General features: G+C 34.2%; 20 protein-coding genes. All 20 read left to right on the plus strand.

Features of this window, described 5'->3' with window-relative positions:
- Positions 1-6: 6 nt before the first annotated feature.
- The 20 genes from LKD41_RS04525 (at position 7) to LKD41_RS04620 (ending at position 25,577) form a co-directional block, all read left to right on the plus strand.
- Positions 7-1,419 (plus strand): ABC transporter permease, encoded by a 1,413-nt coding sequence (locus LKD41_RS04525; protein WP_227700517.1) that lies wholly within the window; start codon positions 7-9, stop codon positions 1,417-1,419.
- Positions 1,420-1,432: 13 nt separating this feature from the next.
- Positions 1,433-2,743, plus strand: a complete 1,311-nt coding sequence (locus tag LKD41_RS04530; protein ID WP_227700518.1) for an ABC transporter ATP-binding protein — start codon at positions 1,433-1,435, stop codon at positions 2,741-2,743.
- Positions 2,744-2,765: 22 nt separating this feature from the next.
- A complete protein-coding gene (locus tag LKD41_RS04535; RefSeq protein ID WP_227700519.1) occupies positions 2,766-3,665 on the plus strand; it encodes a class I SAM-dependent methyltransferase in 900 nt (299 codons plus the stop codon).
- A gap of 6 nt (positions 3,666-3,671) precedes the next feature.
- Positions 3,672-5,105: a hypothetical protein gene (locus LKD41_RS04540; protein ID WP_227700520.1), complete on the plus strand. Its 1,434-nt coding sequence runs from the start codon at positions 3,672-3,674 to the stop codon at positions 5,103-5,105.
- 209 nt (positions 5,106-5,314) lie between these two features.
- Entirely contained in the window at positions 5,315-7,672 is a 2,358-nt protein-coding gene (locus LKD41_RS04545) for a glycosyltransferase family 2 protein (protein WP_227700521.1), read from the plus strand.
- Positions 7,669-9,228, plus strand: coding sequence for a glucosaminidase domain-containing protein (locus tag LKD41_RS04550; RefSeq protein ID WP_227700522.1), 1,560 nt, complete (start codon positions 7,669-7,671; stop codon positions 9,226-9,228). Before LKD41_RS04545 ends, LKD41_RS04550 begins: the two co-directional genes overlap by 4 nt.
- A gap of 18 nt (positions 9,229-9,246) precedes the next feature.
- A complete protein-coding gene (locus LKD41_RS04555; protein WP_227700523.1) occupies positions 9,247-10,254 on the plus strand; it encodes a metallophosphoesterase family protein in 1,008 nt (335 codons plus the stop codon).
- Positions 10,255-10,273: 19 nt separating this feature from the next.
- Positions 10,274-11,998 carry a hypothetical protein gene (locus LKD41_RS04560; RefSeq protein WP_227700524.1) on the plus strand — a complete coding sequence of 575 codons (1,725 nt, stop codon included), beginning with the start codon at positions 10,274-10,276 and terminating at the stop codon, positions 11,996-11,998.
- A 16-nt stretch (positions 11,999-12,014) separates the two neighbouring features.
- Complete coding sequence (locus tag LKD41_RS04565) at positions 12,015-13,010, plus strand: glycosyltransferase family 2 protein (protein WP_118056500.1); 996 nt, start codon at positions 12,015-12,017, stop codon at positions 13,008-13,010.
- 63 nt (positions 13,011-13,073) lie between these two features.
- On the plus strand, positions 13,074-14,201 hold the full coding sequence (locus LKD41_RS04570; RefSeq protein WP_118664872.1) for a glycosyltransferase: 1,128 nt from the start codon (positions 13,074-13,076) through the stop codon (positions 14,199-14,201).
- The gene (locus LKD41_RS04575) at positions 14,201-15,202 is read left to right on the plus strand and encodes a GHMP family kinase ATP-binding protein (protein ID WP_118056498.1); all 1,002 of its coding nucleotides are present in this window, start codon (positions 14,201-14,203) and stop codon (positions 15,200-15,202) included. The genes LKD41_RS04570 and LKD41_RS04575 overlap by 1 nt, the downstream gene beginning before the upstream one ends.
- A 3-nt stretch (positions 15,203-15,205) precedes the next feature.
- Complete coding sequence (locus tag LKD41_RS04580; protein WP_227700525.1) at positions 15,206-16,063, plus strand: sugar nucleotide-binding protein; 858 nt, start codon at positions 15,206-15,208, stop codon at positions 16,061-16,063.
- A gap of 2 nt (positions 16,064-16,065) precedes the next feature.
- A complete protein-coding gene (locus LKD41_RS04585) occupies positions 16,066-17,103 on the plus strand; it encodes a GDP-mannose 4,6-dehydratase (RefSeq protein WP_227700526.1) in 1,038 nt (345 codons plus the stop codon).
- Between the two features lie 27 nt (positions 17,104-17,130).
- Positions 17,131-17,985, plus strand: coding sequence for a glycosyltransferase (locus LKD41_RS04590; RefSeq protein ID WP_227700527.1), 855 nt, complete (start codon positions 17,131-17,133; stop codon positions 17,983-17,985).
- 21 nt (positions 17,986-18,006) lie between these two features.
- Positions 18,007-19,218 (plus strand): glycosyltransferase, encoded by a 1,212-nt coding sequence (locus LKD41_RS04595; RefSeq protein WP_227700528.1) that lies wholly within the window; start codon positions 18,007-18,009, stop codon positions 19,216-19,218.
- A gap of 8 nt (positions 19,219-19,226) precedes the next feature.
- Complete coding sequence (locus LKD41_RS04600; RefSeq protein ID WP_227700529.1) at positions 19,227-21,053, plus strand: hypothetical protein; 1,827 nt, start codon at positions 19,227-19,229, stop codon at positions 21,051-21,053.
- Entirely contained in the window at positions 21,054-22,106 is a 1,053-nt protein-coding gene (locus tag LKD41_RS04605) for a polysaccharide pyruvyl transferase family protein (protein ID WP_227700530.1), read from the plus strand. It abuts the gene before it with no gap.
- A complete protein-coding gene (locus LKD41_RS04610; RefSeq protein WP_227700531.1) occupies positions 22,103-22,861 on the plus strand; it encodes an acyltransferase in 759 nt (252 codons plus the stop codon). Before LKD41_RS04605 ends, LKD41_RS04610 begins: the two co-directional genes overlap by 4 nt.
- Positions 22,862-22,885: 24 nt before the next feature.
- The gene (locus tag LKD41_RS04615; protein WP_227700532.1) at positions 22,886-24,079 is read left to right on the plus strand and encodes a Coenzyme F420 hydrogenase/dehydrogenase, beta subunit C-terminal domain; all 1,194 of its coding nucleotides are present in this window, start codon (positions 22,886-22,888) and stop codon (positions 24,077-24,079) included.
- Positions 24,069-25,577, plus strand: a complete 1,509-nt coding sequence (locus LKD41_RS04620) for an oligosaccharide flippase family protein (protein ID WP_227700533.1) — start codon at positions 24,069-24,071, stop codon at positions 25,575-25,577. The genes LKD41_RS04615 and LKD41_RS04620 overlap by 11 nt, the downstream gene beginning before the upstream one ends.

A 25,577-nucleotide genomic window follows, 5' to 3' on the forward strand; every position in this document is an offset into this window, starting at 1 on the left:
AATGATATGTCTAAGAAGAGACTCGCAGCCAGCCTGCTGGTGGTACTGTTTGGTATATTGGCGAACATCCTGGTTTTCAGATATGAACCGGCTTTAAGTGAGAAGAAGGTTACGGTAAAGGTAACACTTACATCCGATGAAGAAAATTATATGGAGATGTTCTATCTGACAGACGGACAGAAAATGCCGGATGATTTCAAGGCAGAACAAAGCAGCGGAGTGAATTATAAAAAAGCTGGAACAGAGAAAACGTTAGAATATACCGTGCCGGCAGATGCTTCATATCTTCGCTTTGATTTGGGAAGCGGAGCATCCGAGACAACTATTTCCGGCATAACCGTTGAAAGTAATGGAAAAACTGCGGTAATAGATCAGAATGTTTTTTCAGAAACAGTGCGTCTGCAGGAAGTAAAACAGAATAATGTTTCAGACGGTATTAACCTGACAGCAGAAAAAGAGGATCCTTACCTGGTATGGAATACAGAGAACTGGGGAATTGCGAAGCTGGTAAAGGACAGCCTGTGGCTTCGGTATCTTCTGGTTAAAATCCTTGCGTGTGTTGTATTAGATATCATTCTTATTGTTACATTAAAAGCAGGTAAAAAGCTGATTGTTCTTCCGAAAGAAGTGTATCAGAACAGAAAGCTGCTCTGGAATTTGTCAAAGAATGATTTTAAAACTAAATTTGCAGGTTCCTACCTTGGTATTATCTGGGCATTTATACAGCCGATTGTAACGGTAGTGGTATACTGGTTCGTATTTGAAAAGGGATTAAAGGCTGGCGGAATCAACACCAGAGCCGGAATTGATGTTCCGTTTGTACTCTGGCTGGTTGCAGGTCTGGTGCCTTGGTTCTTCTTCCAGGATGCATTAAATGGTGGAACCAATGCACTGATTGAATACAGCTATCTGGTTAAGAAGGTTGTATTTAAGATAAGTATTCTCCCAATTGTGAAAGTAGTATCTGCACTGTTTGTACATGTATTCTTCGTAGTATTTACGCTGGTGCTGTATAGTGCATATCACTATTATCCGGATTTATATACATTGCAGATTGTGTATTATACCTTTGCCATGTTTATTATGGTATTGGGAATCGTGTATGCAACCTGTGCGATTGTAATCTTTTTCCGTGATTTAACACAGGTGATTAACATTGTTCTGCAGGTTGGGATGTGGATGACACCGATTATGTGGAACATTGATACCATGGAATTATCTCCAGTGCTGATTACCATATTCAAACTGAATCCGATGTACTATATTGTGGCAGGATACCGGGATGCGTTGATTAATAAGGCGTGGTTCTGGGAAAATGCACCACTGACTTTATACTTCTGGCTTCTGACAGCGGTATTATTCGGTATCGGAACCATGATATTTAAGCGGTTGAAGATTCATTTTGCAGATGTATTATAGGAAGGCATAGGATATGAGCGAAGTAGCAATTAGAGTAGATGATGTAAGCAAATTATATAAGCTTTATGATAAACCTTCAGACAGACTGAAGGAATCGTTAGGCTTGACACGAAAGAAATTATATAAGGAACATTATGCACTGCATAATGTTTCTTTTGATGTAAAAAGAGGAGAAACCGTTGGCATAATCGGAACCAACGGTTCCGGAAAATCTACGATTCTTAAGATTATTACCGGAGTCTTGAATCCATCCGGTGGTCATGTAGAGATTGATGGAAGAATTTCTGCACTGTTGGAGCTGGGCGCAGGCTTCAATATGGAATATACCGGAATTGAGAATATCTACCTTAATGGAACCATGATTGGTTTTTCCAGGGAAGAGATTGATGCAAAGATGCAGGATATTCTTGATTTTGCAGATATCGGTGACTTTGTGCATCAGCCGGTCAAGACATATTCCAGTGGTATGTTTGTGCGGCTGGCATTTGCGGTAGCAATTAATATTGACCCGGAAATACTGATTGTCGATGAGGCGTTGTCGGTAGGAGACGTATTCTTTCAGGCGAAATGCTACAAGAAATTTGAAGATTTTAAGAAAATGGGAAAAACCATTCTTTTTGTCAGCCATGATCTGGGCAGTATCAGCAAATACTGTGACCGTGTTGTACTTTTAAACAGAGGAAAGAAGCTGGCAGAGGGTACACCAAAAGAAATGGTAAGCATGTATAAGCGAATCATGGTCAATCAGGATAAGGCGGAGGAAATCGCAGCACACCAGATGGACATGAGCTCCTTGGAAGAAGATGATGAAAAGGAAATCAAAGAGGCTGCCTGCGAAGGACAGTGGAAGAAGCATTACAATCTGAATCCGGATGTGGATGAATATGGCAATGGTGCCGCTGAAATTGAAGACTTTGCCATAATAGATGAGAATGGTAATTATACCAATGCAATTGTAAAAGGAACACGATTCCGGCTGAAATCCAAAGTAAAATTTAAACAGGATATTCATGATCCGATATTTACCTATACCTTTAAAAATATACAGGGTGTGGCAATAACCGGAACCAATACCATGTATGAGAAGAAGGATGTTCCATTGGCAAAAGAAGGGGAGACTTATGTTGCAACCTTTGAGCAGGATATGTTCTTGCAGGGAGGGGAATACTTATTGTCCATGAGCTGTACCGGATATCGTGACGGTGAGTTCCAGGTATACCACAGATTATATGATGTATGCAATGTGACGGTGGTTTCAGATAAGAATACCGTAGGTTTTTATGATATGAATTCTGTTACGACAGTGGAGAAGATAGAAGAGTAAGAGAAAGTTGTAGGGTCAGGATTTGAATATAGTAGAAAAGGCAGAAAAAAATAATACTGAAAACCAGAAAATGGAAGAACTGCTCAAAATAGTGCAGCAATATACTGAGGATGATTTTCAGAAAATTATATCTGAAAAGAAGGACTTCTTTTTTCTATATCATCTTTCGCCTATGCGAAGAAATATTCTGGAATGGTATCCTTTTAAGAAAGATGCAAAAGTATTAGAAATAGATGCAGAATGCGGGGCTGTTACAGGATGTATTGCTGATAAAGTATTACAGGTGACAAGTCTTGAAAACAATGATTTGCAAAGACAGATAAATGAATGCAGAAATAGTAAAAAAGAAAATCTCAGAGTGTTTACAGGAACATATGACAAAATGGAAAATGAGTTAGAGAGAGATTATGATTATATTGTAATGGTCGGCTCATTTGCGAAAGCACCTGATTATTTTGCTGATGAAAAACCATATCATACATTTATAAAAAGTGCATTTAATCATCTGAAAGACGGTGGAGAAATACTAATAGCGTGTGATAATCGTATAGGAATGAAGTATTGGTCAGGTTGTCAGGAAGAATTATATTCTGATTATTTTAGTGGAATACAGGACTATATAGGTTTTGATAACCATAAGATGAGAAACTTTTCAAAAAAAGAAATAGAGAATATATTACAGGAAATAAGCAATCTGGAATATAAATTTTATTATCCATATCCGGATTATAAGTTTCCGATGGCAATATATTCTGATGAATATCTGCCTAAGAAGGCGGAATTAAGTATGAATATAAGAAATTTTGACAGAAGCCGTCTGCTTTTATTTGATGAGACAAAAGCATTCGATGGAATTATTGGTGCCGGACTTTTCCCGGAGTTTTCCAATTCTTTTTTGCTTAGGATAAAAAAAGGAGACTAAAAGAGAATGGATAAAATTCTTTTTGTTAAATATTCTAATGATAGAGCCAATCAATTCGCCATTTGTACAGAGATTTTTGCAAATGGGGATAAGAAGCTTTTAAAAAAAAGAGCGACAACGGAGAGCGCAAGAGAACATATAAAAAATATAGCATCATATTATGCACCTTTAAAAAGACAATTTGAAGGAGCCCTTAATGTTGCCGGATGCCAAAAAGAGTATGATGAAATAAACTTTGAGATGGTAGAGGGGAATGGATTAGATAAAATTATTGACTCATATTTTGAAAAAAATGAGATGGACAAAGTTTTTCAAATCATATCAGAGTTTGCTCAAAAAATATATGGATTAAAAGATAAGGATGTATTTACAATTACACCCTCTTTTGAAAAAGTTTTTGGTATGGTGCATTTTGAAGAAACACAGTATGCTTTAAAAATAACAGATATTGATATGCTGTTTGATAATATTATCGTAAAGGATAATAACTGGACAGTTATTGATTATGAGTGGAGCTTTCAATTTCCTATACCGGTAAAATTTGTTGTATATCGTACATTGGCTTATTGGTATGCCCGTCTGGAAAATAGAAGAAATATGGAACAGGATTTTTTGATGGAAATGGTTGGAATAACTACACAAGAACAGATTCAATTTGCAAAAATGGAAAAGAAATTTCAACAGTATATCATGGATGATAATATTCCATTACGCGATATGCCGAAAATGATGAACCATAAAACTGTAGATTTAAATCACATCCTTTCCGCAGTTGAACTTGAAGAAACTATGCAGGTATTCTATGGAAAGGATAGAAATTTTAAAGAAGAAAATTCTTACTTTAAAAAAGTGCAGGAATTAGAAGATGGAAACTTGAAGGTGAAAGTAGAAATTCCAGAGGGAATGCAGCAACTCCGACTAGATCCGGTTGAGGAGCCATGTATCATTAGCATAGAACATATTTATAATGCACAGGGCGAAGAAAAAGAAAAGATAGAAACAAATGGTGTTGAACTCTCCAATAAGATTTTTTTCTTTGAAACGAGTGATCCGCAGATTTTATTGCAGGCAAGAGAAGAAGATAGATGCTTAAACATCGTTTATAGAAAAATAAATTTAAATGCTTTTTCAAAAGATATCGTTCATAATATAGATTTTATCATTAGGAATGAGAGAGAAAAGAATCGACTGGGACAAGCTGCATTACAATTAGAAGTAGAAGAAAGAAAGAACAAAGAAGCTTTATTGAAGAACCAAATAGAGATAAATAATGAACTGTCAAAAAACAATGAGAATTTAAAACTTGAAAAGGAAAATTTAAATTCCCAGATAGAACAATATAAAGAAATGTATGAAGCAATCATAAATTCAAGGTCATGGAAAATAACAAAACCTATCCGTGATATGGCAGATAAAATGAAAAGGGTTAAGAAAAAATGATAAGAGAACATGTTGCAATTGAAGAAAAAGAATATATTTATAGTATTGATAAAATTTGTTGCTATGTCAATGATGATAATAGGGCATATTTACAAATTGTAGGTTGGGCATTTCTTAAAAGTGGCAAAAACAAAAATTTGCAGGTTTATATAAATAATAAGCAAACTGAAATGTATATGAAATATATAGACAGAGCAGATGTCCAAAAAATGTATAAAGACTATAATATTAACTTAAATTCCGGCTTTGTAATAGATGTGGAATTTGAGGTGGAGAATCAGAACGAGTGCAATATTGGTATTGGATATGAAAGTGGACAAATATTGTTTGAGGCAAACTTAAAGGAATATATGGAATTCGAGGTAGAGCCTGAAATCAAGTATTATATCGAGCAAACCGTATATAATAATGAAATTATATCTATTGATGGCTGGGGATTTACCACATCAGTTATTGATATGCAGAAAATAGACAGTGTACCAGTAGAGTTGAGCGTTATAAATGAAGATGGTCAGCAGGAAACGTTTATGTTGAAAAGAAAGTATCGGGCTGATGTAAATGAAAATTTTGGGTTAGAGAAAAGTAAAAAAGAATTTGGATTTGAGGTAAAGTGGAAAAATACGCAAAAAAATAAAGGCATTTATACTGTTGTTTTAAAAGGCGGAAAAACTTCTGAAAAATTTATTGTGGAATGCAATAAATTAGTAGATCAGGCCAGGGAAGAAAACAGAAAATATGAAAATTTTTTCGATATGTTAAAGAATAGAGATGAAGAATTGTTCATAGATGATTGGCATTATCTGGTAAACTTTGGATGGAAGAAGTATTGTGACAGAATAAAAAAGCGGTTTCAGGATACAGAAGAGGTTTATAATGTCTGGAGAAAAAAATATATCCCGAATGCCAGAAAATTGAAAAAGCAGAGGGCAGAAAAGCTGGATTATGAACCATGTATCAGTATTATAGTGCCTACATATAAAACACCGGAAAAATTCTTGAAAGAGATGATTGATTCCGTAAGAAATCAGAGCTATGAAAACTGGGAATTGTGCATTGGAGATGGCAGCGTTACAGAGGATACCGTTAAAAATGTTGTTGAAAGTTATCAGAAAAAGGATAAGCGGATAAAGATGCTTTGCCTTTCAGAAAATCTCGGAATAGCAGGAAATACCAATGCGGCGTTGTCTATCGCAACGGGAGATTATATAGCATTACTGGATCATGATGATATACTGGCACCAGATGCACTTTATGAAGTCGTAAAATGGATGAATGAGCATTATAAAGATGAAACAGATGTCATTTATACCGATGAAGATAAAGTTTCTTTTGATTTAAAGGATTATTTTGAACCTCATTTCAAATCAGATTATAATTTGGATTTGATTCGGAGTAATAACTATATCTGCCATTTATTTGTGGCTGGAAAAAGTATTGTGGACCAGGTGGGTGGTTTCCGAAAAGAATATGACGGTTCACAGGATTATGATTTTATATTGCGTTGTATAGAACAAAGCAAGCATGTAGAACATGTTCCGAAAGTATTGTATCATTGGCGTTGTCATCCGGGCTCAACAGCAGCAAATCAGGAAAGCAAAATGTATTGTTATGAAGCTGGAAAAAGAGCAATAGAAGATCACTTAAAACGCATGGGAGAGGATGACTGTCAGGTTGTAATGACAGAGCACCTGGGATTTTATCATGTGATATATCCAATACGTGAACAGAAGAAGGTATCAATTATTATACCGAATAAAGACCAGAAAGAAATACTGGAGCGTTGCATAGAGTCGGTTATACAGAAAACAGATTACAAAAACTATGAGATTATTATTGTAGAGAATAATAGTACAACAAATGAAATATTTGAATATTATAAAACAATAGAGCAGCGTGAAAACATCCGGGTTGTAATATGGAAGGACAAGTTTAATTATTCTGCAATAAATAATTTTGGAGTAAGGTATGCGAATGGAGAGTACCTTCTGTTTTTGAATAATGATATAGAAGTAATCAGGGAAAACTGGTTGAGTGAAATGCTTGCAAATGTTCAACGTAAAGAAGTTGGAATCGTAGGAGCAAAATTGCTTTATCCGGACAATATGGTGCAGCATGCAGGTGTTATTATTGGCATGGGTGGAATTGCCGGACATCCATTATCCAGACATCCGGCAGATGATTGTGGTTATTTTGCAAGAGGAATTATCCAGCAGAATCTGAATGCGGTAACGGCAGCATGTATGCTCACGAAAAAAGAAGTTTATGAGAAAGTGAATGGATTTGAAGAAAAGCTGGCAGTGGCTTTTAATGATATCGATTTATGCCTGAAAGTAAGAAAAGCGGGCTATTTAATAGTATATGATCCAGAAGCGTTATTGTATCACCATGAGTCTATTTCCAGAGGAAAGGAAGATACTTTGGAAAAACGTAATCGTTTTGAGGGCGAAGTAGATTATATGGCGAAAAAATGGAAAGATGTTTTAGAAAAAGGTGACGAGTATTACAATCCTAATTTAAGCTTGTTATCCGGAAATTTTGAACTGAAGAAAGAATCGGAGATGCAATGAAGAGAAAAGTAAAGAAAAGAGTGCAAAGGTTATTAACATTAGTGCTGGCAGCATGTTTCATGATGGCACAACCGACAGAAGCTACGCAGGTAGTAAATGGAGTCAATTCTACCATAAATACATATTATGACGGTGGATACAGTATTATGGGACCGACAACGGTTACCATTGGACAGATGATTAATTATTATCAGGCAAATCAGGCTTATCCGGCATTTTACGCCAATACGGATGCACCAAATATTTATGTATTCTGCATGATGTATATGGAAGAATGTAATGCCGAGGGCGTCCGTGCCGAGGTGGCATTCGCGCAGGCAATGAAGGAAACAGGATTTCTCCGTTACAGAGGAGATGTCCATATTGAGCAGTTTAACTTTGCAGGACTTGGTGCTACCGGTAATGGCAATCCGGGTAACAGCTTTCCAACCGTTCGTATGGGAATCCGTGCCCAGGTGCAGCATTTAAAAGCATATGCGACATCAGAACCATTGAATCAGGAAGTCGTAGACCCGCGTTACAGCCTTGTAAATAAAGGCAGTGCACCATATGTAGAATGGCTTGGCAAACATGAGAATCCAACGGGAATCGGCTGGGCAACTGCATGGGGCTACGGAAACAGTATTGTCAATGATTATATTGCAAGAATGCGGAATTATTCTACCTATTCCACCTGGTATCAGGGAGTGAACTATGAAGCAGTATACAATCCGGATTATTATATGTTACATAATCCGGATGTGGCAGCAGCCTGTGGCGGAAGTTCCGACAGTCTGCTTTCCCATTTTCTGAATTATGGAATGAAGGAAGGACGGCAGGGAATTGTATATTTTGATGTAAATTCTTATAAACGCCGGTACAAGGATCTTCGAATGGCTTTTGGGAATGACCTCAAATCATATTATCTTCATTATGTATATTATGGACAGAGTGAACACAGAATTGCATCCGGACCGGTTGACAACTTTGATGCGGTAACGGTTTATAATGGAGTGGATTATTCTCCTGTCTATGATTATAATTATTATGTAAATAAGTATCCGGATATCCGGGCAGCCTTTGGAGATGATGATATGGCAGTTCTTGCTCACTTTGTAAATTATGGAATGGGCGAAGGACGGCGGGGTAATGAGGCATTTGATATAAATTCTTATCGGAATGCGTATTCTGACCTTAGGGCAGCTTTTGGAATGGATTTAAAACAGTATTATCTGCATTATCTATATGCCGGTAAATCGGAAAAACGTGTAACCAGTGGCGTAACAGAACTGGTTAATCCGTTGACTGTATATAATGGGGTAGATTATTCTTCTGTATACGATTATAATTATTATATCAATCTTTATCCGGATATAAGAGCAGCCTTTGGAAATGATGACAGAGCAGTCCTTGCACATTTTGTAAACTGTGGAATGGCAGAGGGAAGAAGAGGAAATGCAACCTTTGATGTAGCTGCTTATCGTAATAAGTATGCGGATTTGCAGCAGGCATTCGGAAATGACTGGAAGGGGTATTATGAGCATTATGTGCAGTATGGAAGATTAGAGGGCAGATAAGAAAGTGATGTAGATGAAATGGGCAATACGAAGAGTAGAAAACGAGCAGTAATTCTTATTTTAATAAGTGCATTATGCTTAAGTGGATGTGGAAAAGAAGTGCATGAAACTGCATTTACAGACAGTGTTGCACCGGAAGATTATGGCTTGGAAATGGAGACAGTTCCTATTTCCGTAGATGGAGTAAAGGGAAGTTACACCTTCCTTTATATGACGGATGACCAGGCAATCTTTGAAAACAGAGATGATCTGGGCTGGTTTGGAAATACCGAAACCCGTGCATTTCGGGATGATGCAGGTATTCCATCAGGAGAAAATATAGAGCATTGGATACAGTATGCCAATGACAGCAAGGTCGATGCATTTCTTACCGGCGGAGATATGATTGATTATGGCTCTACAGAAAACATACAGACCGTTCAGAAAAAAATGTCAGAGCTTACGATGCCATACTTATATACCTACGGAAATCATGATTCCTATATTCCGTGGGAGAATACCTTTGTGGATACGGATGAAACATTCCTTAAAGTATTTAAAGATAACAACTGCGAGTTTCAGAGCCTTGATATGGGAGAGTTCTATGTTGCATCTATCCGGGATTATCAGGTAGATGGATTTGCACAGATTTCAGCAGAAGCTCTAGAGGGATTTCAAAGCTTATATAAAAAGGGAAAACCGATTATTTTAATCTGTCATGTTCCAATTTATACAGCCGGGGCAGAAGATTTGAGGAAGACACTTCAAAATGAGTATGGAGAACTGGTTGTGCAGTATGATGCCGGTGATTTTGGAACAGTAAATAAATCACTTCTGTTGGGAGAAGATTGTGGCTATGAATTAACGCCGGAAACAGAAGAATTTTTAAATCTGCTGACAGCAGATGACAGTCCGGTGGTAGCAGTTCTGGCGGGACATCTGCATTCCGGTTGGAGTGGCAATCTGACAGACCATATTTATGAATATGTGGGCAAACCTGCTTTCTTAAATCAGGGAGCATTAGTTAAGGTACAAGGAAGTGAGTAGAAAGGATTGGGATAGATTTATGGAATGGATGATACAATGGACAGATAAAAAGAAAGAGAAAGTTGCAGTTGGTCTGGCGGTTCTGCTCTGCTTTATTGTACATCTCCTTACAAGCACACAGTTTACTGGCTGGTTCTCAGGTGATGTATATGGGTATCTTTCCCATGCAGCAACGTTCACTGGAAGAAACTGGTCAGGCGTATTGAGAAATGCAAGTTCTTTTTATTCATGGGGATATAGTGCCTTGCTGGCAATTCCGATGGCATTTAGCAGCAATATAATAACAGTCTATCGGGTGGCAATGCTTTTCAATGTGCTGATAAGCTGTGGAGTACTGCTTTTGTGTTATAGTATTGCAAAAATGTTGGCGCAGGATGTAAATAAGTACCTGTTACTCTTATGTGCAACAGCAGTATCACTTTATACCAGTTATATTTTCCAGGGAGCAGTTATGCTATCGGAGATGTGGCTTTATTTCTTTGTGCTATTAAGTATTTATTTTGTGCTTAAATATTTAAAAACATATGCTATACGGTGGGGAATCTGCGCAGGGTTGGCAGTTGGATACACTTATATTATTCATAACCGTTCATTGGCAGTTGTGATTGCTTATGCAATAGTTGTGCTGGCACGGAGTATCCGGCAGAAAGATTGGAAGAGCTTGCTGATTCTTCTGTTGCCGCTGGCATTTATGCTTGCACTGAATCAGGGAGTATTGCAGTACCTGAATGTGCATGAGAAACAAGGACGTTCTTATACATATAATACATATGCAAGTCAAGCACAAAATGTTGGAAGCAAAGTTAATTTTTATTTTTTGATTTCCGGAATACAATGTATATTGGGAGAAATTTGGTATGCAATAATAGGGTCATTTGGCATTGTTTTGATTGGAATTTGCAGTGGAATAAAAACGTACATTAAAGAAAAAAAAGAAAAGAATGATTTGAAATATTTCTATGTATTTGTTGGACTGGCATTGGTCGGAACAGAGATGGTTTCAGTTTTAGATTTGGCATTAGCAAAGGTACCGCTTGATACATTGAGATATGATGTTTACATATATGGAAGATACTGGGAAACAGTATTTGCTTTCTTTTTGCTGCTAGGAATGATAGAATGTTGTAGAGGCATTGAAAGAAAAACCTGGATAGCGATTATTTCAGGTAGCGTTGTATTGTCTGTTTTTGTAGAATATATGACGAGGATATATCAGAATAATGCATTTAATTATTGGGCAATCCCAGCAGTGTTATTGCCATATTTCTCGACACAGAATCGCTTTACAGTAATGCAAAGCAGTATTGTTGGAATTACGTTTATGATATTTATTGCAGTCATATATTATAATTATAAAAAAATGGGAAAAATCGCTTTGATAGGCATATGGACTGGTATGTGTGTATTTAGTGGATATAATGCAAATTATCATGTAGCGGAATTGTATAAGGATACACCAAATGTCATTAATATGCCGCTTTATGAGACTCAGTTTCAAGTAGCGTGTGATTATTTGAGTGAGAATGGAATAGAAGAGTTTGCTGTGTGTGCAACAGATGGTTATCGTGCAGTTGCTTTCCAGATAAAATTTATGGAAGCAAAAGTTACTGGAATCACGGAAGGTGAGCTGGATGAAATAGAAAGTGGAAAGACATATGTTGTGGATAAAATGGCATGGGCAGAACCAATGGAAGGTACCGTGTTATATGAAAATGAAAATTATTACATTATAAGAAAAAAATAAAGTGAGGAACTAAAAGATGAAACTGATTATACAGATTCCCTGTTATAATGAAGCAGAGACACTTGAGGTAGCATTAAATGATTTACCAAAACATATTGATGGAATTGATAAAATAGAGTATCTGATTATCAATGATGGAAGTAAAGACAACACCGTTGAAGTAGCAAGAAATTGGGGCGTGCATTATATTGTGAGCTTTAAGAGAAATAAAGGACTTGCAAAGGGGTTTATGGCAGGTCTTAACGAATGCCTGAAACATGGAGCAGACATAATAGTGAATACGGATGCGGATAATCAGTATTGCGGTGAAGATATAGAGAAACTCGTAAGACCTATTATTGATAAAAAAGCAGATATAGTCATAGGGGAAAGACCTATTGATCAGACAAAACATTTTTCGCCGCTTAAAAAGAAATTACAGCATTTTGGAAGCTGGGTTGTGCGTAAGGCTTCTAATTCAGATATACCAGATGCACCATCTGGATTCAGGGCATATAGCAGAGAAGCAGCGCTTAAGATGAATGTAGTGAATGAATATACATATACACTGGAAACAATTGTACAGGCTGGGCGTGGTAAGATTGCCATGACATCAGTGCCGATACGTACGAATGCTGAACTGAGACCGTCAAGACTGTTCAGCAGTATGTTTGGTTATATAAAGAAATCCATGCTTACAATAATCAGAGCTTATATGATGTATAAACCATTGATGGCATTTACTACACTTTCTACAATTCCTATTTTAGGTGGAATTATATTGGGAATCAGATATATTGTTAGATTAGTGAACGGTGTAGGAGGAGGAAATGTACAATCGTTGATTTTATGTGCTATGCTTATCATTATAGGGGTACAAACTTTTGTAATGGGTATGCTTGCTGATGTAATATCTGCAAATAGAAAAATAATGCAGGATGTACAATATAAGGTAAGAAAAATGTACTATTCTTCTGATGCATGCATGGATAATACATTTGATGAGGCAAAAGATGAGGCTCCATTATCATAAAGAAAATTTTATTTATGCATAGGATTATGTATTTAATCTAAGAAAGTAGGAAGGAAAAATAAAATGAAAATAGTAATGGTTGGCCCTGTGTATCCTTATAAAGGCGGGATAGCACACTACATGGGAATGATGTGCAAGACTTTTGCGAAAAAGCATGAAGTGATTGCATTATCATATAAGATGCAATATCCTAAATTTATGTATAAAAAAGAACAAAAGGATTATGAAAGCGATACATTTAAAGTTGACGGCACGAACTATTGTATAAATACAGCAAACCCTTTTAACTGGGTTCATGTTGCAAAAAAGATAAATAAGTTATCTCCGGACTTAGTGGTTTTTCAGTGGTGGCATCCGTATTTTGCACCTTGTTATCAAATAATATGTAGCTTATTAAAGACAAAGGAAATTTTATTTGTGTGTCATAATGTTTTTCCACATGAAAGATTTCCTATGGATAGACTGCTAACTCAAGCTACTCTGAAGAAGGGAAAGTATTATATTGTTCATTCCAAGTTAGATGAAGTGGACTTACTTTCGGTAAAAAAAGATGCACGTTATAAAAAGGCTGTAATACCCACATATAATGTTTTTAATAAGAGTCAACTGGAAAAAGATGATGCAAGAAAAATATTAAATGTTGCTCAAAATGAATTTGTGTTATTATTTTTTGGATTGATTAGAGAATATAAGGGATTGAAGTACTTATTAAAAGCATTGAGTATTATAAAAAATAAAATACCTAATGTTAAGTTATATATTGTAGGTGATTTTGGAGGAGAAAAGGATCATTATTTAAAAATAATAAAAGATTTAAACATAGAGAATTATATATTAATAGAAGATGCATATGTCTCGGATGATGATGTAGAAAAGTACTTTACAGCAACAGACATGGTTATTCTACCATATGAATCTGCAACACAAAGCGGAATTGTTCAAATTGCATATGAGTTTTTAAAACCTGTAGTTGTTACAAATGTAGGGGGATTGCCAGAAGTTGTTGCGGATGGAAAGACAGGCTATGTTGTTCCGCCATTTAATGCAGAAGAACTTGGACAGGCGATAGTTAAATTTTATGAATGCAATGATAAACGGCATTTTGAAAAGGAAATAGAAAACGAAGCGTACAAATTTAGCTGGGATAGAATGAACGAAATATTAGATGAAATCGTAGAAGGAGGCAATTAATGGTTATATCACAAACTCCGTTTAGAATGTCATTTTTTGGCGGGGGAACGGATATGGAAAATTACTTTAGAAAGTATGGAGGGGCAGTTTTGTCAACAACATTCGATAAATATTGTTACGTTACCGTTAGACACCTGCCGAGATTTTTTGATTATAAAACCCATTTAACATATTCTAGAATGGAATATGTAAATACATATGATGAAATTCAACATCCTGCAATTAGAAATGCAATGAAAATGTTGGATATGCATGAATTACGATTGACATATGAAGCTGATTTACCAGCACAGTCAGGACTGGGTACAAGTAGTTCATTTGCGGTGGGAATGTTAAATGCCTTTTATGCATTAAAAGGAAAATATGTAGATAAGAAAAAATTGGCAGATGAAGCAATTTACTTAGAAAGAGAATTATGTGCGGAAGCTGGCGGCTGGCAGGATCAGATAGCGGCAGCATTTGGAGGCTTTAATAGAATAGATTTTAATGAGGATGGATATAAAGTAAGTCCGGTTATTATTTCACCAGAGCGAAAAAGTATGTTGAATTATAATTTAGTTATGTTTTTTACTGGATTTACGAGATTTTCATCTGATATACAAAAAGCGAATAATGCAGGAGAGTCGAATGAAAATAAAATAAAAAAGTTAAAAGAAATGTATTCTTTAGTAGATGAAGCTGAAAAGATTTTGGTGGAAAAGAATAGCGATTTAGATGAATTTGGTAGACTGCTTGATTACACATGGAAACTCAAAAGAACTACCGGGGAAAAGGTTAGTACAGAAAGCATTGATGCATTATATAAGAAAGGAATCGAAGCAGGTGCATTAGGAGGGAAACTACTTGGCGCTGGTGGAGGAGGTTTTTTGATTTTTTATGTTAAGCCAGAAAATAAACAGAATTTAATTAATGCAATGAGTGGTTTATTGCATGTTCCGTTCGAATTTGAAAATGGTGGCTCGAGAATTATACAGTATACAGCAGAAGATTATGAGGGATAAAAAGTGAACATAGGAATAGTTGGGAGCACAGGATATATCGCACAATTCTTAATTGAACATTTTGAGACTTGTAGCAATATTGCCAAGGTGGTAAAATTTGATAAAAGCGATTTAGCTGATATATATTTAGATTTACAAGATTGCGAAAAATTTAATTTTGATTTATTGGATGGATTATCATACCTTATTTTTACAGCAGCAATTTCTGGACCGGATATGTGTGCAAAGGAATATGAAATGTGCTGGAATATAAATGTGATTGGAACAACAAAATTTATAAGTGAAGCAATAAAAAGAAATATAAGAGTACTATTTTTCTCAAGTGATGCAGTATTTGGAGATATTGATGGATTCATCTATAATGAAAAAAGTGAAACAATGGCAAAGACTCCATATGGTAGAATGAAAAAAGCGGTTGAAGATGAATTTAAACAATCAGCTTATTTTAAGGCTATTAGATTATCGTATGTAGCTTCGAGCAAGGATAGATTTGTATCGTATTGTATGTCCTGTATGGAGAAGGGAGAGATAGCAGATGTTTATCATCCTTTTTACAGAAATTGTATTGTGGTATCTGATGTTGTCAAAGTTGTAGAGTGGATGATTAATAACTGGGAGGAATTTACGGATTTTGTGTTGAATGTTGCTGGAAATGAGCTGATAAGCAGAGTGAGAATTGCAGATGAAATCAATAGAATTAAAAAAGGTAAGCTAAAATACACAATATCTGTACCAGATGAAAGTTTTTATCAAAATAGGCCAAGCATAACTCAGATGGAAAGTTTATATCTATATGATATGAATATATTAAAAAGAGAAAGTTTTACAACAAAAATACAAAGAGAAATGGAGAATGAATAAAAATGAAAAAGAAGGCGTTAATAACAGGAATTACAGGAATGGTAGGTTCACATTTGGCAGATTTTCTATTAGAAAATACGGATTGGGATGTTTATGGTGTCTGCAGATGGAGAAGTCCATTAGACAATGTTAGTCATTTGTTAGAAAGAGTAAATGAGAAAAATAGAGTATTTTTTGAATATGCCGACTTGAATGATCAGGTGTCATTAATTACTGTAGTAAATAGGATAAAGCCTGACTATGTGTTCCATTTGGCTGCACAGAGTTATCCATTAACCAGTTTTACAGCACCAATTGATACACTTAATACTAATATTCTGGGAACTGCCAGACTGTTAGAATCAATACATTTGGCAATGGAAGAAGATCCTTCATATAAGCCGATTATTCATGTATGTGCATCATCAGAAGTGTTCGGAAAAATTCCAAAAGAAAAAAAACCAGAAGCAGGAATTAATGAGGAATGTCCATTTCATCCAGCTTCGCCATATGCAATATCAAAAGTTGGAACAGATTTGTTGGGAAGATATTATGCAGAGGCTTATGGGATGACGGTTATGACTACTCGCATGTTTACACATACAGGACCACGAAGGGGCGATGTATTTCATGAGTCCACATTTGCAAAGCAGATTGCTATGATTGAGGCTGGATTAATAGAACCAAAAGTTATGGTAGGTAATTTGCAATCACTTAGGACGTATGCTGATGTCAGAGATGCTGTAAGGGCTTACTATATGTTAGTTACTGTCAATCCTATTGCTGGAGAATATTACAATATAGGTGGATCATATACATGTGAAGTTGGTGACACATTGAATACTTTGATTTCGTACTCGACAATGAAGGATAAAATAGAAGTTGTTACTGATCCGGAAAGATTAAGACCGATAGATGCAGATTTACAGGTGCCAGATTGTAGAAAATTTAAAGAGCATACTGGATGGGAACCTCAAATTCCATTTGAACAGACAATGCATGATTTGTTAAATTATTGGAGAAAAAGAATAAGCAATGGAGAAAATTTTTTGACAAGATAATATGTATTATTAATGGAGATCATAATCTTGAAGAATTTTTTGATAGTACTGAATTATAACGATGCTGAGACAACGTTGGAATTTGTAGAAATGGCAAAAATGTGTAATGCAATTGATAAAATTGTTGTTGTAGATAACTGCTCGACAGATTATTCATTGTCTAAATTGACCTGTTTGAAATCAGATAAAATAGATGTTATACAGACTGATAAAAATGGTGGATATGCATATGGAAACAATTTTGGATGCAGATATGCTGAAAAAAATTATAATCCCAAGTTGTTCTTTATATCAAACCCAGATGTTCGGTTTGAGAATCCTGTATTGCAAGAAATGGATAAGCTATCTAATAACCACAAAGATATAGGGGTTGTTGCACCGATAGTAAATCAAGGATATAATATTTGGAATTTACCAAAGTTTTGGGGACTGATAGAATCTATTTTTTTGATTTGGTTCAACTTAGACAAAAGAAAGATAAAAAGAAAAATGCTAAGTAGTAAAAATCATTTTGAAACAGTTGGTGTAGTTGAGGGTTCTTTTTTTGCAATTTCGCGTGAGGCATATGATAAGATTGATGGATTCGATGAAAAAACATTTCTTTATTGCGAAGAAAATATTTTGGCAAGACGGCTTCTGCGGAACGGTTATAAAGAGGCTGTTCTGCCAAAATGCAGGTATGACCATTTTCATTCGGTATCAATAAAAAAACATTACGGTGGAAAGGTAAAGGCGTTTAAAAATTTTCATAAAAGTATGCTTATATATTTGCAAGACTATTTGGATGGAGGCATTGTTGAACGAATAATATTTGAGATATGTTTTGGCCTGGGATACATTGAAAGATATATGTATGATATATATATGAAAGTTAGAAAGTAAGTTACGGAGGTTAGTGTAAGTATGAAAAAAGTCTTATGGGTTTCGCTAATGGTTCCATATGATTCGGTATCACATGCAAGCGGTAAAACACAAAATTGGTACTTAAAACAGATGGCAAAAGAAAAAAACATTAACTTAAGGTTAGCTACTTTCTGCAAACCAGATGAGATAGGTAAAATAGATTTGGATTTGTATGGAATAAATTATAATATGTATGTCAGACCTAGAGGTGGAATTGTTAATGAATTAAAAAGAGGATTGGCATGGATATCGAAACTGGAAATTTGCAATAAATATGCGGGATTGACAACAATTGATTATAGAATAGGAATGCGAAGAATGCTCCGGGAATTGGAGGACGAAAATTATGAACCGGATATAATAATAATGCAGTGGACAGAAATATTATTCTTTTTGCCGATTTTAAAAAAAATATGGGCAAACGCAAAATTTGTTGCTATAGAAGAAGATGTTTCGTATCTGGGAATGCAACGGAAACGTGATTTCTATAAAAATGTGTTTCAAAAGGCATTTTTTGCATGCAAAGCTAGACGAGTAAAAAAATTAGAAATACGGTATTTAAATCAATGCAATCTTGTTGTTTTTAATAATGAAAAAGATTATAAATTATCTTGTGGCGATGGATATGTGGGAAAGAGCATAATATGGTCTGTTTTTTATCAAAATTTGTCTGACAGAAAATTATGCAATAACGGTAGTAATGAAGTGGTTTTTTATGGAGCAATGGCACGGGAGGAAAATTGGAAAAGCTGTGTATGGTTTATAAAGAATGTTTTGCCTGAAATTGAAGACAAGGAAATTAAATTTGTTGTTATTGGAAGCGGACCTAAAGCTAAACTATTATCATATGCTAGTGACCGGGTCATAATCAAAGGATTTGTTGAGGATGTAGGTAAAGAACTAGCGCAATCTATGTGCCTGGTGGCACCATTGGTTATGGGAGCTGGAATAAAGGTGAAAATATTAGAAGCAATGAGTTTGGGACTTCCAGTATTGACTAATGATATTGGTATAGAGGGAATTCCAATGATTGATCAAGTTGACTATTACCATTGTGAAAAACCTCAAGATTATATAGATACTATTAATAGAATATGCAAAAAAAGAGAAGATGCAAGTTACATTGGGTGCAATGCAAAACAGAAAATAATTAGTAAATTTAATTATGATAATGATGCAAAAAAATTCATAGAACAAATCTTAGGTTTGTAGGAGAGAGGATGAAGATAATAAATGGCTTAAAAGTTAAAGAAAAAAAATATAGTGGAGTTTTAATGATATTAATTCTGAGCTTTTTATTACATTTAATTCCGATTTTTATTGTTAAGACTCCAACATCAGGACCAGATGAGGTGATTTCTTTAGCATCAGCCGCAAAACTGGCAGGATATGACTGGAGCTATTTAGTTACAAAATTTGGCACAAAATATGGATGCGGCAGCGCCTGGTATTTAGCACCATTATTTTATTTTATAACAAATGGGAAAATTATATATAATCTTGCAAGAACTGTATTGGCTTTCATACTGGCGTTACAGTCGGTCGTTTGTTGGTTAATCTTGAAAAAAATTTTTGAATATGATAATGAACTTGAAATAGCTGTGGTTTCATTAGCGGGTTCTTTTTTTTCAAATGCTACTGCTGATATTTTCTGTAACGAAGCCATATTAACACTTAGCACATGGTTATTTATTTATTTTATCCTAAAAATTTATAAATATGGAAGCAATTTAAAATATTCTCTTATATTGATAGGCGTATTTTCATATTGTTGTATCTGCCATGCAAGGACATTGATTTATTTACCTTCAATCTTGGTGGTTGTATTTTTTTTGTCTTTAAAAAAGAAGAAAAGTTTTCTTGATTATCGAGCAATTATTATTGGTAGTGCTTTTCTGCTTATTGCATGGAAAATTAACCGATATGTTGGAATGCAACTGTATAGAAATGAACAAGCTCTTAATGAATTGGCTTCGGCAGCAATCGGTCAGAGTGGTAATGCGGGATTAGTAAAAAATTTTATTCTGACGATTAAAACGTTTGGAATACGAGATACTTTAAAAGGAATATTAACCGTATCCGCTACTAATGCATATGCAATCTTAATTTTTACTGGTTTTGGTTTTGCAGCTTCGATTGTGTGTTTTTTCTTTTTCTTGAAAAAAAGAAAAAGAAAAAACACAGAGGAAATGGCGAATGTTGTTAGTATGTTTTGCATGATCGGGCTGGGCGTTAGTATTTTGGCAATGGGAGTTATAAATTGCTGGCATGGAATAAATTTAATGCAAGGTGATGTTTACAATGATGGAAGATTTTTTTTCTATTTAAGGTATTATATTAATTTTTTACCGCCAATGGTTATATCATTATATGTATACATGAAAGAAGATGACACAAAAAAATTACTTACAAAAGCTATATTGCTTGCATTAATTTTATATTTATTATTTAGAGTGGTATTTTTAAGAACTTTTGATATAAATGGAATAGAAGAATTTGATGTTGGAAAATTGTTTGAAGCATTTTCAATGGGTAAAGTGATTTCTTATTCTTTAGCATTTAAGATAAGCTTGCTGATAAGTATTATTTTGATAATGGTTTGTAAAAAATCGAACAGTATTTATATTTATTTTACATTAATAGTCAGCATGCTTTTTTATCAACAGCTGTATCAGTGTATATTTTTCAGGGGAAATATTTCTGAAACAACACAAGAATATACTGACAAATTTGTGGCATATAGCGAAAATGAAACATTAAGAACATATTTGGATAATTTCGGCAAGATTTATGTACATTCAAATAAAGTATATAAATTAGAATACTATATACAATTAATTATTCCGGAAATACAAGTTAAGCGATATGAAGAGAACTATGAGGATGATAATGAAGTAAAAATAGTATTTTCTAACGAAGATTTAACTACTTTTTTGGATAAAAAGTTATATTGCGTTAAATTAGATACAAATGAATATCTTTATACAGATACATATAAGGTATATAAAGATATAAATATGATAATAGCACAGATAGAGGAAGGATAAATGAATATAGGAATTTTAACATATGCAGGTGGATTGAATTATGGTGCACAGGCACAACTGTATGCAATGACAAATTATTTGAAGGAAAAAGGACACAATATTACAGTATTAATGTTTAAACCCAAATATTATTTTGTAAAAAATATAAAAATTGCATTGAGGGTAGAACCAAATTGGCAGAGGCATCCAAAGCATATTATGCAATCAATAAAAAGAATGAAAGCATTTAATAATTGGATAAAAAATATTCCTAATCAAATAGAGGTGAAAAACGGAAAAGAAGTAGATGGTTTGGATTTAGATTTAGTGATAGCAGGAAGCGATGAGATTTTAAATTGCAAACATCCTTTTTATGATGACATATATATAGGAAAAGATATAGATAAAACTGCATTGATTTATTATGCTCCAAGTACAGGAGCTTTATCAGTTGATTATGTGTTATCAGATGAACAGATAATGTGGTTTCAAAAATTTAAAAATTATTCCGCTAGAGATGTAGTTACAAAAAAATTTATTGAAAATAATGAACATCAAGAAGTTACGGTTGTATTGGATCCTACATTTTTATGGGAATTTAATGAAATTACATGTAAAACAAAGCTAGGGGAAAAAAGTATTGTATTATATTCATTTGATTCAATCGCTGATTATGCAGACGAAATAATTGATTATGCAAATAAACATGAATATGAAATTGTTTCTCTTGCAAGAGAATATAGATGGGCAAATATTAATTTGCCAGCAGCAACCGAGCAAGAGTGGATAACGTGTTTTCGTAATTGTGAAGTTGTTATTACGGATTCGTACCATGGCTTAGTTTTTGCTTTGAAAAATAAAAAGAAAGTTGTTTTAATATCGAGAGAAGACAAATTAAATAAGAATAATGGATTACTGGAATTTTTAGGAATACAAATGAGTTATTATAAAAAAGGTAGTATTGATAGATATTTACACACTGAGACTCTTGATTATTCAATAATAAATGAAAACATAAAAAAAAGAAAAATTGAATCTGAAAAGTATTTAAGTGAGGCATTGGAAAATATATGAATATAATATTAAAGATAATAATAGCTGTTTTGTTAATATATCTATTAAACATTTTGTTTTTATCGGTTTATTGCAGAATAGAACGAAAAATAGATGGCATGGTAAAACAAAAAACTAAAAATTCTAATCAAAAAACAGAAGAAATAAAAAATAGCAAGTCTTCTTTGAAAGAAAGAAAACTTGTGAATGCATTAAAAACTTTTTATAAAAATGCGGATCATTATTTTTATGGATGGATGCGGTATTGTCAGATGCGCATGAGTAAATATCCGAGTAATAGAATTAGAAAGATATTATATAAAAGAGTTTTTTGCATGGATATAGACAAAAAAACTGTTATAAGTGCAGGATGTGAGATTCGTTCTCCGTGGAATGTGCACATGGGAAATTGCATCATTGCGGGCAACTGCATAATTGATGGAAGATCAGGAATTATAATAGAAGACAATGTTGTTTTAGGCATGAATGTACATATTTGGACGCAAGAGCATGATGTCAATAGCCCAAGCTTTGCAGTTACACCTGAACATAGAGGTGAAGTTGTAATTGGTGAACGGGCGTGGGTGTGTTCGGATTCTACCATATTGCCAGGGGTAAAAATAGGAGAAGGAGCTGTAATAGCAGCAAAGGCATTAGTCTGTAAAAACTGTGAACCATATGGCATATACGGAGGAGTACCGGCAAAAAAAATATCTGATAGGACAAGAAATTTGACATATGTTTTGTCAGGAAAACCGCATTGGCATTTTAATTAAGCATAATCATAAGGAAGGTGTATTTTGGAAGAAGCATTTACTTTTAATTATATAAAAAAAATAGAATGCACTGGATGTGAAGCATGTGCGAATATATGCCCTGTTGGAGCTATGGAGATGCGAAAAGATGAAAGTGGTTTTTTCTATCCATATACAAATTATAAGAAATGTATTGCATGTGGAAAATGTACTAGTGTATGCCATAGGGCAAAAGATAAGCAGGAGAATAACATAGATGAAATTGAAACTTATGCAGGATATTCAAAAAAGAAACAGATAGTATATAGTAGTTCTTCAGGTGGGTTATTTAGAATTTTTGCAGATGAATTCATGAAAATGTATCCCAATGGAAAGGTATGTGCCGTTATTTGGGATGAAGATTTTAAGGGAGTTCATCATGAATTGGGAGGAGAAGAACTTCTAGAAAGGATGCAACGCTCGAAGTATGTGCAAAGCAGGAAGAACCTGATATATAAAAGAATAAAAGAATGTTTAGAAAGAGAGACTCCTGTATTATTTGTGGGTTGTCCTTGTGAAGTTGCAGCTTTATCAACATTTTTGGGAAAAGAATATGACATTTTGTATAAGATTGATCTTGTGTGTCAGGGACCAACAGCACCTTCAGTTCTAGAAAACTATATAGAAAATTTAGAAAAAAAATACAAGTCTTCTGTAAAATCTATTAATTTAAGATTGCCGGCGGGGATAAATTGGATACCACAATGGAGCGATATTAGATTTGATAATAAGAAGAGATATGTCAGGGCATTTTATGAAACTGATTTGGGGATAGCAGTCCATTATATGCAAAGAGAATCTTGTTTTTCTTGTTATGTACGAGGAAAAAATAGATTTTCGGACATTACGTTAGGAGATTATCATGGCGTATCACCACAAGAACCATACTATAATGCTAAAGGAACATCAATATTATGCATAAATACAGCTAAGGGGAAGGCATTGCTAAAACTTGTTAAAGAGCAGGTTTATCTAGAAAAAGTAGAATATTCAAAGGTTGAAAAATACAATAAGCGTTTGACTGAACCAAGGGTAAGAGATGAAGCAGATAAAATCTTCTTGATTACGTATAAGAAAGAAGGATTAAAAAGAGCAATTCAGAAAACCTTGTCATGGAAGAAAAAGGTAAAATATTACTTACCAACGGTATTGGCAAATAAAATTAATGGCTATAAAGGTTGTGGAAAAAATGAAGAATAAACAGATAGTATATGGAACAGTCATTAACTATGCTACAGTTTTTGTGCAAATGATCAGTACAGTTGTTGTAACGCCTTATTTGATAAAAATGTTTGGCGATAATGATTATGGAATATATAAAATTATAGTGTCGTTAGCGGCATATTTGATTATTTTAAATTTTGGCGTAGGAAACACATTGATACGTTTTTTGTCAGAATTGAGAGCGAAGGGTGAAGATAAAGGAGATGCAGCAAAAGCATTAGTTTCATTTTCAACAGCATTGAATTTTGTGGCGGGATTATTTGCTGTTTTAGTTGGATGTCTGATATTCCGTTTTATCCCTAATTTTTTTTCCAGCAGCTTATCAACGAGAGATTTGCAGCTCGCTAGAAATATTTTTATTATATTGTTAATTAGTGCTGTTTTTTCAATTCTAACAGATATATATATGTCTTATCTGTTTGTATATGAGAAATATGCATATGTAAAAACAGTGGATTTGTTGAAATATCTGTTGAGGGTAGCATTGATATTTTCGCTGATAAACAAAGGAAAGTCGGCTACACTTATAGCGTATATAGATTTGTATGTATCAATATTTACATTTGGTGCAAACTTTTTATATGCGATTTGTAAAGGGAAAATGAAAATTGGCTTTTGCAATATAAATAAAAATATGCCTATTTCTCCTAAAAAATTCTTTTCATATTCACTATTGTTTTTTTTAAATCTTATTATTGAACAGCTGATATGGAATACCGATTCGATAATAATTGGTATGCGCTTAAATGCATCAATGGTTTCTATTTTTTCATCAGGAGCCATTATTTCAGCAGCTTTTAACAGTATGACACAAATTATTAGTACAATGATATTTCCAAAGATAGTTATGAAATTTAGTGAGAACAACCCGAAAGAAAAATCTACAGAAGTGATGATAAAGATAAGCCGGTTACAAGCATTTATTGCGTTCTATATACTGGGTGGATATTTAGTGGTAGGGAAGTTTTTTGTAACAGATATCTGGCTTGATTCTAGGTATGAATTGGCATGGACTACTAGCATGATAGTGATGGTAGGAACATTATTTAGCTCATTAATGGGAAGCGGACACTTGATTTTAAGAGCTATAAATAAACAGACATATTTTTTGGTGTGTGAGTTTGTGATATTTTTGGCTAATGTTGTGGCAACATATGTATTAGTTAAACCATTAGGAATAAAAGGTGCAGCCTATTCTACAACAGCAGCGTATGTTATAGGAATGTGTGTGTTTATAGTCCCATATCTCAAGAAAACGATTGGCTTGGATGTAAAAAGATATTTCCAAAATATTGTGCCAATTGTTGCTTCAATGGTATGTATGAGCATAGTATTATATGTTATTTCTAATAGAATTGGTATTACAAATAAGTTTGAAATGATTATATGGGGAATAATTTATACAGTGTTATATATAGCACTTGCTTATATGGTAAGTTCTGATGAGGAAAAAAAGGCATTAAAATCCATATAG

It is taken from the genome of Roseburia sp. CLA-AA-H209 (assembly GCF_020687575.1).
Lineage (GTDB): Bacteria > Bacillota > Clostridia > Lachnospirales > Lachnospiraceae > Roseburia_C > Roseburia_C amylophila.